Origin of the sequence: Archangium sp., assembly GCF_036389735.1 — a bacterium.
Taxonomy (GTDB): domain Bacteria; phylum Myxococcota; class Myxococcia; order Myxococcales; family Myxococcaceae; genus Archangium.
In genome coordinates this window covers 1-9,568 of record NZ_DASVWK010000839.1, presented here as the reverse complement: position 1 = coordinate 9,568, position 9,568 = coordinate 1, and the positions used below count along the sequence as shown (strand labels likewise).

The window sequence follows — 9,568 nt, the reverse complement described above, 5'->3', positions numbered from 1 at the left end:
CTCGGGGCGGGACGAGGGCGGGTGCTCATCGCGGCCCGGTGGCTGGGGGCCGAGGCGCGGGGCGTGGAGCTGCTCCCCACCCACGTGGCCCTCATGGCCAGGCGGCTCCAGCCCGTGGGCATCACCCTCGTCGAGGGTGACGCCACGCGCGAGGCGCTGGGTGACGCCACCCACGTCTTCACCAACTGGCTGGCGCTCACCCCCGAGACGAAGGCCCGGCTCGTCGAGCGCTTCCGCGAGTGCCGACCCGGCACCCGCTTCATCACCGTGACGCGCCCCATCGAAGCCGAGGGCTTCACCATCCGCTCACGCCACAGGATGCTCTTCACCTGGGGCGTCGAGTTCGTGTGGATCCACGAGTACCGGCCCGGCTAGGCCGGAATGGTGTCCTTGTCGGCGCGGCTCCAGTGGGAGACTCCGTCCATGCGCTTGGGAGATATTCCACACCAACGCGCTCCGGCTGCTCGGGCTGGAGCCCGACTCAAAGTGAGCGCTGGAGGAAGCGCTCCATCACCGCCCCGCGCTGGGGGAGGAACTGGTCCCTGAGAGCGGGGGAGATGGCGAAGCGACCCGGGTCCGCCGGATCATCGAGTTCCGAGCTGTGGACGAAGTTGGCCGAGGCGGGCCACGTCAGGCCCCCGCCCACGGGCCTGCCGCTGTTGCGCTGGTGGCAGCCGCCGCAGGACAGGGCCTGGGCGCGGGCGACGACGTCCCGAGGGGTCAGCGTGCTGCCCACCCGGGCGAGCTCCTGGCCGATGGCCTGGTGGAACGGGCTGGGGCCCGGACCGAGCTGGGCGAGGTAGTCATCCGCCACGCCGGGAGTCCGGGAGTCGCTCTGGCCGGCGTTGAACGAGTCCGGCACCGCATAGTTGAAGCGGTTGAGGTCATTGAGGGCCAGCCCCGCCACCTGGGAGACGAAGTGGCTCTGGAAGGCGGAGGCCCGAGGGTCCGTGGACGCCGGGTTGAACAGCCCGCCAAAGGGGTTGGTCTTGACCGTGGCCGGGACGAACTTCAGCGTGCAGGAGGGCTGGGAGGTGCAATCGCTCACCAGCTTGAATTCGCGCATCAGCCACGGAATCGGCGGAGCGTTGGGCCCGCCCTGGAGGAACTGGTTGGTGCGCACCTGGCCCTGGCCGCTCGGGTTGTTGCCGTAGTGGTTCATGCCCACCACCGGCTCGAAGCCCGGCAGCCCCGTGAAGTAGAAGGCCTCCAGCTTGTCGGCGCGAGCCACCGGGTCCGACTCGGCGGACAGCCCGCGCCAGAACTCGACGACCGGCCGGCAGCCCTCGAGCCCCAGCTCGGCGTGGGGGTTGGGCAGGACCGCCTCGAAGATCATGAAGTTGCGGTTGGCGGGCGCGGAGGGCAGCCGGGCCAGGACGATGCGGTACTCGCCGCAATTGGAGCCATCCACGGGCGCCAGGTCGAAGCGGTTGTAGAGACCCACCGCCGCGTAGCTGTCCAGGTTGATGGCCGCGTCGGGCCGCGCCTGTCCGCCCTCGCTCGGGCGGCACACATAGGGGAAGCCATTGAGGGTGTTGCCCTGGTCGGTGCAGTGCGGCATGCCCGGCAGGTCCGGTTGCCCGGGCGCGGGGTTCTGCGTGTCCCAGAGCTGGCGGAAGAGCTGGTTGGGCGTGAAACCCATCCCGGCGTTGTCCGCGACCAGCTTGTTGAACACCCGCCGTCCACCGAAGCGGCCCAGGATGACCTTCTCCGTCACCGCCAGCGAGCGGCGGACGTCGAGGGAGGTGGTCGCCGGAGCCGGCTCGCTGGGAGGAATCGGCGGGGGCACCATTCCGATACCGCTGCGATCGGAGTGAGGAGCCTCCGCCACATCCGCGGGCATTCCCTCACATGCGCTCAACATGGCGGCGGCAACCGCCACCCGACACACCCGATTGAAACGTTCGTGGCTCATGGACTTCCCTTTCGTGACGCTGAATGGGAACCGTGAGCCCGCTCCGGCGGGCAACCCCCTCTCCATTTACTCCCAGGAGACCGTGAGCACGTTCTCCCTGGAGGGCGTCCCACTGTCTCGCATGACGTGACGCTCACTCCACCCGGATGACGACCTTGCCGAAGTGCGCCCCGCTCTTGAGGTGCTCGAAGGCGGCACGGGCCTCGGCGAAGGGGAAGACGCGGTCCACCACCGGACGGACGCCGTGCAGCGTCAGCGCGCGGTTGAGGGCCTCGAAGGACTGGCGGTGGCCCACGAAGATGCCCTGCACGCGCACATTGCCCATGAGGATGGACGTGAGCGGCACCGCTCCCGCGCCACCGCTGAGCACGCCGATGACGGATACCGTGCCCCCCAGGCGCACGGCGCGCAGGGACTTCTCCAGGGTGCCGGCGCCGCCCACCTCTACCACGTGGTCCACGCCGCTACCGCCGGTGAGGGCACGCGCCGCCTTGTCCCAGTCCGGGCTCGTCACGTAGTTGATGCCCTCATGGGCGCCCAGCGCACGGGCGCGCTCCAGCTTGTCGTCACGGCTGGAGGTGAGGAGGACACGTGCGCCCATCATCCGGGCGATCTGGAGCGCGAAGATGGAGACGCCCCCGGTCCCTTGCAGCAGCACGGTGTCACCCGCCTTGAGCCCCCCATGGGTGACGAGTGCGCTCCACGCGGTGACGGCGGCGCACGGCAGCGTGGCGGCCTCCTCGTCCGACAGGTGGGGGGGCGTGAGCACCACGCCCTCCTCGTGGAGGAGCATCGTGTCGCCGAGCGCGCCGTCGAGAGGCCCGCCCAGCGTGCTGGCCTGGATGGTGCGCGAGGGCTCTCCCGCGAGCCACGCCTGGGCGAAGAGGCCCATCACCCGGTCCCCGACCTTCACGCGGGTGACGCCCGGCCCCACCGCGTCCACCACGCCGGCCCCGTCCGAGTTGGGGACGAGGGGCAGCTTCTGCCGCGGGTTGTAGCGTCCCTCCACCATCATCAGGTCGCGGAAGTTGAGGCTCGTGGCCTTCACCCGCACCCGCACCTGGAAGGGGCCGGGCACGGGGTCCGGCCGCTCACAGGCCACCAGCTTGTCCAACCCGAATCCGTCACGAATCTCGTAGAGCTTCATGGCTCCAGGCTTCTAGCGCGCCTCCCGGAGAAGGGCACGGCTCGAGCGCGGCTACGGCTTCCTGGCGGCGTCCGCGCTCCGCCGCCAGGTGCGAGGCGGTGCGACCCGGGGTTGAGAACCGAGCCCTCGCCCGGGGGCCCCTGCCCCAGGCAGCACGCCCCACCGCGTCACATCCGGTGCTTCCACCTCCTACCTTCTGAGCGGACCGCTGCCCGAAGGACGGAGCGCGTCGCCGGGAGCATGGATGAGCAGGGACGCCACCCAGGAAGGAGAGCACGAAGGCCTGCCCGCGAGTGGGGGGAGGGCCTCTTCTGGAGCCTCGGACTTCGAGGACTCCTTCCTGGAGGAGTTGCGCCAGTCCGAGCCGTTGCGGAATCTCCCGCTCCCTGGGGCGCGGCTGGGGGGCCCGGATGGCCGCAGGTATCACATCCTCGCGTGGATGGGTGGCGGGGGAATGGGCCAGGTCTTTCGCGCTCGGGACGAGACCCTTCAACGTGAAGTGGCGCTCAAGTTCCTCCTGGCGCGCTCGGGCTTCGAGGCGGAAGCGCTGCGAGAGGCCCGGGCGGTTGCCCGGCTGGACCACGAGAACATCGTCCGCATCTTCGACGTGTCCGAGTGGCGGAGCCGTCCCGAGGAGCCGGGCCTGCCCTTCCTGGTGATGGAGTGCCTGGAGGGCGAGCCGCTCTCGGCACTGCTGAAACGGGGACGGTTGGAAGTACGGCGCGCGCTGGAGGTGCTGGAGGGCATCGCCAGGGGGCTGGCGCACGCGCACGAGCGCGGCCTCGTCCACCGAGACCTCAAGCCGGGCAATGTCTTCCTCACCCCAACGGGGACGGTGAAGCTGTTGGACTTCGGCCTGTCGCACCTGCTGGCGCCCAGCGACCGGCGTGTCCCGCACCTGGCTGGGGCGGGCACGCCGGGGTACATGGCGCCGGAGCAGTGGCGGGCCGGGCTCCAGGATGCGCGGACGGATGTGTGGGCGGCCGGGGTGGTGCTCTACGAGATGCTCACCGGGGAGCTGCCCTTCCCGCGCGTCACCCTCCCGCAGCTGCGCGAGCGGGTGATGTCCGAGGAGGCGATGCCTCCGGTGCGCGCGCGCAACCCGGAGGTGCCACGGGAGGTGGAGTCCCTCCTGGCCACCGCGCTGGCCAAGGACCCGGCCCGACGCTTCCCCACGGCGCTCGGGCTGCGGGGGGAGTTGCACGAGCTGTGGGCGCGCCTCGCCCGGCCCGGCTCCGAGGAGGCGGGGCCGGTGACGCGGCAGCTCCGGCGGTTGGTGCTGCTCTCCTGCCAGCTCACGGGCCTCTCCGGGCTGGCGAGGCGGCTGGATGCGGAGGACCTGGGAGAGCTGGAGGCGAACTTCCACCGGGAATGCGACGAGGTCATCCGGCGGCACGGCGGCGGCCTCGCCCTGGCCATGGGCGGCGAGGTGTTCGCCTGCTTCGGTTACCCCCAGGTACGGGAGGACGATGCGGAGCGCGCGGTGCGCGCGGCTCTGCACCTGGTCCACGAGCTGCCGGAGCTGCTCCGGCGGAAGCTGCCGCACCTGTCCCTGTCCGGGCTGGGCATGAAGGTGGGCCTGAATACGGACCGGATGGTCCTGGACACGCGCGCCATGCAGGGGGAGGCGCCGCGGGTGGTCTCCTGGCTCGGTACTGGAGGGAGGCGCGGTGGACTCCATCCCGGTCACCCTGCACGAGCTGTTGCTGGCGAGGTTGGACATGCTTCCCTCTCGGCTGAAGACGCTGGCCCAGGAGGGTGCGGGGGTGGGGCGGGCGTTCTCGCTGGCCCTGCTCGCGGCCGTCACCGGACGCGAGGAGACCGACCTGCGACGCGAGCTCGGAGGGCTGGTGGATGCGGGGCTGCTCCTGGAGGAGCGGGAAGGGACGGACGAGCCCGGGTACCAGTTCCGACACGCGCTCTTCCAGGAAGCGGCCTACCAATCCCTGCCGCGCGGCGAGCGGAGGCGGCAGCACCAGCGCATCGCGCGAGTATTGCAGGAGCGATTTCCCGCCGTGGTGGAGGCAAAGCCCGAGGTGCTCGCACACCACCATACGAGCGCGGGAGCGCCCGCGCTGGCCCTCCCCTACTGGTGCGAGGCCGGGAAGCTCGCCCTCCAGCGCAGGGCCATCCCGGAAGTGGTCACCTACCTCACCCGGGCTCAGGAGCTGTTGCGTGAGCTGCCAGAAGCCGAACGGCACCCGGCGGTAGAGGTGCTGGTGTGGGCCATGCAGGCCTGCGCCCTGGCGCATGAGCGGGGCTTCGATTCGCCGGAGGCAGCGCGGACGCAGGCCCGGGCGCTGGAGTTGCTGCGACGGCTGGACGAGTTTCCCCCCCTGCTCGCGGTGGGTCTCTGGAGTCTCCATGGCTACCACCAGATGCGGGCGGAGTATGACCTGGCTCGCGAGCTGGCCGAGCGGGTGGTGCGCCAGGGAGAACGCCAGGAGAACCTGGAGTTGATCGCCATGGGTTGCCATCTGCTGGCGAATGACTTCGCCTGTCAGGGACGGGCCCGGCTCGCCCTGGAGTCCATCGAGCGGGCTCGGGCCTGCGAGAGCTCCGGCCTCGCTCAGAACGGGAAGCGGGCGGGCGCGGGGCAGGTGACGAGTTCCCCATCGGCGAGCCTGGCCTTCGCCTCGATGGGTCTTTCCGTCCTGGGACGGCTGGAGCAGGCCCGTCGCTCCGGCCGGGAGGCCGTGGAGCAGGCCCGTCGCTCCGGCCATCCACCAACCACGACCGTTGCCCTGTCGTATACGGCCATGGCCTGCCAGTTCCGCCGGGATGTTCAGGAGGCCTCTCGGTACGTGGAGGAGGCAGTCGCCCTCTCCTCCGAGCGCAGCTACTGGAGGTGGAAGGTGTGGGAGCGCGTCCTCCAGGGCTGGACCCTGGCCGAGTTGGGACAGCCGCACGAGGGCCTGGCGCTCCTCCAGCGGGAGATCGCCAACTGGAGGCAGTGGGAAGCCCGCTCCACGCTGACCTACTTCTTCGGCCTGCTCGCGGACGTTCACTTGAAGCTGGGTCAGCTCCGCGAGGGCCTTCGGGTGGTACAGGAGGCCTTGAGCGCGGGGCAGGCGACGGGTGAGCGCTTTTTCGAGGCCGAGCTGTACCGCCTGCGGGGAGAGCTGCTGCGTGGCATGGGTCAGGAGCGCGAGGCGCGGTACGACTTCTCGCGTGCCATCGCCGTCGCCCGTGAGCAGGAGGCGCTCCTTTTCGAGCTGCGCGCGACGGTGAGCCTGGGCCGGCTGCCGCGGGACACGGGACGGCCCGAGGTGGCGCCGAGGCTCGTGACACGGGTCCTCACCCGGTTCGATGCGGGCGAGGACTCGGTCGACCTCATGGAGGCGCGGGCATTGCTGGAAGAACTCTCCGCTGAATGGGGGGACAGACGCGGGGCCGAGGCTGTGCGAGAGTGAGCGGGACACCGGGAGCGTCTACTTCAACTTCTTTCCCTGCCTGCCGCTCATCCTGTGTCTCATCTATCCGCAGGACTCCATCTCCGCGAGCCTCTCGTGGCCGAGAACCGGGCGGAGGGAGGCGCACGCCTGCGCCTCGAGTTCCCGGTGGCCACCGAGAGCGCAACAAGCTTGACCTGAGAGGTCACCCCGCGCAGTCTGACGCCCCCCGTGTCGTGCGGGGCTTCTCTCAGGAGCACACATGCCCAAGGCGATTCCCGACGGATACCACACCCTGACGCCGTACATCGCGCTGCGTGACGCCGCGAAGGCGATCGAGTTCTACAAGGCGGCGCTCGGCGCGACCGAGCTGTACCGGTTGCCGATGCCGGGCGGGAAGATCGGGCACGCGGAGCTTCAGATTGGCGACTCGCGGCTCATGCTGTCGGACGAGATGCCCGAGTGGGGCAACAAGAGCGCGAAGGGCTATGGCGGCACGCCGGTGGGGCTGTGCATCTACAGCGAGAATGTGGATGCGCTCGCCGAGCGCTTCGTGAAGGCCGGCGGCAAGCAGGTGCGCCCGCTGGAGAACCAGTTCTACGGCGACCGCTCGGGCCAGTTCGAGGATCCCGAGGGCTACAAGTGGACGCTCATGCAGCACATCGAGGACGTGTCGCCCGAGGAGATGCAGCGCCGCATGGAGAAGATGGGCGGGTAGCGAGCGCTCCTACGCGGCGGGCGACCACCAACCCGCCGTGTCCGGAGAGGGAACCACCCCCTCCTCCAACGTCTCGACATCGCCAGGGTGTCTACCTTCCGTCCGGCGGAGTGCTTCCGCGAGCGCCTCCATCCGCATCCACTCCCGCTCATCGAAGGTGTGGCTGCGGATGACGCTGGGGATGGGCTCGTTGTTCTCCTCGAGCCCCCACCGAGCTCGCTGGCGCTCCAGCAGGGTTCCTCGCAACAGCATGAGGGGAAACGCCTTGAGCACCGGTACCCGCTGCCGCAGGCAGAAGTCGACGGTCCTCCGGAAGGACTCCAGCGTCTGCTCGGGCAGACCGAAGATGATGGAGACCTCGAAAGAGAGACCGCGCTCGTGGAGCTTGTGGATGCCCTCGAGCACCTTCCGCATGTCATTCACGCGATCGACCGCCCGGGCCTCCCGCTCGTGGATGGTCTGAAGGCCGAACTCGAGCCGCACGTCGAGACCCTCGCAGGCCTCGAGGAACTCGTCATCCAACGTGGAGAAGTGGCACTGCAACGACAACCGCCCGCGATAGCCGAGCGTCCGAAACGTCCGCAACACCGCCAGGGCGTGGTCCCCCAGGTTGAAGAGCGGATCCAGCACGGCGATGTCGTCTACTCCCGAGCGGACGAACAGCTCCATCTCTCGCTCCAGTCGAGCCAGGGGAATGTCCCTGCGCCGCAGACGGCTACCCGCCTCCCGGTGCTGGCAGAACGAGCAGCGGAAAGGACATCCACGCTGCGTCTCCCACCGGATGAAACGCTGGCCCCCGGAGAGGTCGATGACTTCACCGAGAAAGGGTGAGGACAGCGTCTCCAGCTTCGCCTGCGCCTGGAGGCCTGGATCCACCTGCCCCGCCCAATGGACTCCCGTGAACTGGATACGCTCGACCGTGGCGGCGAGAGCCACCATGGCCTCCTCTCCATACCCCCGGACGAACACATCCGCCTCGGGATAGAGCTGCTCGAGGCCCGCTCCCGCGTAGGAGATTTGCGGTCCGCCCAAGACGATGCGCCCCCGGAAGCCGTGCCGCCGGAGCGCCACCAGGAGGCTCTTCACCACCCGGTCGTTCCACACGTAGACGCCGAGGCCCACGTCCACCTGCTCTGGCTGAAGTCCCCGCGCATTGTCGAGGATGTCCCACAGGATGCGCTCCGCGTCGAAGCCGGGGTGGTTGATGGGGAAGGAAAAGGCCCGCACCTCCACTCCCGCGCTCCGCAGTGACGCGACGATGGACGCATGCCCCAGAGGAATCCGAGGGTCCTTGTCCCGGGTCCAATCGATGGACACCAGGATGACGCGCCGAGGACGGGGAGAGGCAGCAAGAACCTCGGTGGCGTGAGCAGACATGATCCCCCAGGGAGTGACAGCGTCCAGCCACCTACGACGGGAGTGGAACGAAAGAATTCAACGGAGTGTCCCAGGAAGCCCCACGCCTTCCCCATCCGGCTCCCAATCCCGCTGGATAATGAACACGAGTCGGCCCCTCGCCGTACTCGTAGAGGACTCGGGGCACGGGGCCTTGAGCTTGTGCGGCCCCCAGCAGGCACCGAGAAGGCCGCGGCGTCTCTCGGGACGAGCACCGTGCCGCCACGCTGTATGAGAAGGCTTGCGATGCGGGGGGAGCCCCAGGGGTGTCAGGTCCTCATCGTGCCACTCCCGGGATTTGTGTGATATCCAGGTTTCGCTGGAATCCATCCAGTCAGCCCGTTTTGTGGGGAGGGACGTGAACGTGCGGATCGCGAGACGCTGGTCGTTGCTGTTGCTGACTCTGGGAGGGCTGCTGGCCGCCGCCTGCGGCGCGCCTTCGGCCGCGAAGGATGCGGCCACGGCCGGGCAGTCCCGTCCCTTGCAGTCCGGAAGTCCACGGGCCGTCCGCCTGGCTTCGGGCAAGGCCCACTCCCTGCTCGTCACCCCGGCTGGCGCCGTGCGCGCCTGGGGAGACAATGTCTCCGGACAGCTCGGGGATGGCACCACCACTCAACGCTCCTCACCCGGAGTCGTGCCGGGTCTCGCGGGCGCGGTGGCGGTCTCCGCTGGCGGCGAGTATTCGCTGGCACTGCTCGGGGATGGCACGGTGCGCGCCTGGGGCAACAATGCCTATGGCCAGCTCGGGGATGGCACCATCACCCAACGCTCCTCGCCCGTGGCGGTGCCCGGCCTCGCGAGCGTGGTGTCCATCGCCGCGGGCAACAACCACGCGCTGGCACTGCTCTCCGACGGCACCGTGCGCGCCTGGGGCTACAACGCCTCGGGCCGGCTCGGGGATGGCACCACCACCCAACGCGCCACGCCGGTCGCCATCTCCGGCCTGACGGGGGTGACGGAGCTCGCGGCCGGTGGCGGCCATTCGCTGGCCCTGCTCGCCG

7 protein-coding genes and 2 pseudogenes are annotated in these 9,568 nt (G+C 69.6%); 5 read left to right on the top strand and 4 right to left on the bottom strand.

The genetic code is table 11. The annotated features are described in order from the left end of the window. Positions 1-375: pseudogene (locus tag VF794_RS29960) on the top strand (class I SAM-dependent methyltransferase); the annotation flags it as partial. 106 nt (positions 376-481) lie between these two features. Here the strand turns inward: VF794_RS29960 and VF794_RS29955 are convergent. Together VF794_RS29955 and VF794_RS29950 are read right to left on the bottom strand one after the other, a co-directional pair. Next, complete coding sequence (locus tag VF794_RS29955; RefSeq protein WP_331116306.1) at positions 482-1,915, bottom strand: hypothetical protein; 1,434 nt, start codon at positions 1,913-1,915, stop codon at positions 482-484. 133 nt (positions 1,916-2,048) lie between these two features. Next, positions 2,049-3,062, bottom strand: coding sequence for an NAD(P)-dependent alcohol dehydrogenase (locus tag VF794_RS29950; RefSeq protein ID WP_331116304.1), 1,014 nt, complete (start codon positions 3,060-3,062; stop codon positions 2,049-2,051). Positions 3,063-3,306: 244 nt separating this feature from the next. Between VF794_RS29950 and VF794_RS41800 the strand changes: the two are divergent. Further along, positions 3,307-4,173, top strand: a pseudogene (locus tag VF794_RS41800) (serine/threonine-protein kinase); the annotation flags it as partial. On the opposite strand, the gene VF794_RS29945 reads toward VF794_RS41800, so the two are convergent. Beyond that, entirely contained in the window at positions 4,059-4,361 is a 303-nt protein-coding gene (locus VF794_RS29945; RefSeq protein WP_331116302.1) for a hypothetical protein, read from the bottom strand. The pseudogene VF794_RS41800 and the gene VF794_RS29945 overlap by 115 nt on opposite strands. Before the next feature lie 371 nt (positions 4,362-4,732). On the opposite strand from VF794_RS29945, the gene VF794_RS29940 reads away from it, so the two are divergent. Together VF794_RS29940 and VF794_RS29935 are read left to right on the top strand one after the other, a co-directional pair. Further along, the gene (locus VF794_RS29940; protein ID WP_331116301.1) at positions 4,733-6,475 is read left to right on the top strand and encodes a hypothetical protein; all 1,743 of its coding nucleotides are present in this window, start codon (positions 4,733-4,735) and stop codon (positions 6,473-6,475) included. Positions 6,476-6,716: 241 nt separating this feature from the next. Then, complete coding sequence (locus VF794_RS29935) at positions 6,717-7,172, top strand: VOC family protein (protein ID WP_331116299.1); 456 nt, start codon at positions 6,717-6,719, stop codon at positions 7,170-7,172. Positions 7,173-7,181: 9 nt separating this feature from the next. Here VF794_RS29935 and VF794_RS29930 read toward each other — a convergent pair whose 3' ends face one another. After that, the gene (locus VF794_RS29930) at positions 7,182-8,549 is read right to left on the bottom strand and encodes a B12-binding domain-containing radical SAM protein (protein ID WP_331116297.1); all 1,368 of its coding nucleotides are present in this window, start codon (positions 8,547-8,549) and stop codon (positions 7,182-7,184) included. Positions 8,550-8,925: 376 nt separating this feature from the next. On the opposite strand from VF794_RS29930, the gene VF794_RS29925 reads away from it, so the two are divergent. After that, positions 8,926-9,568 (top strand): RCC1 domain-containing protein (locus VF794_RS29925; RefSeq protein ID WP_414640982.1); only part of this gene is annotated, 643 nt, incomplete at its 3' end.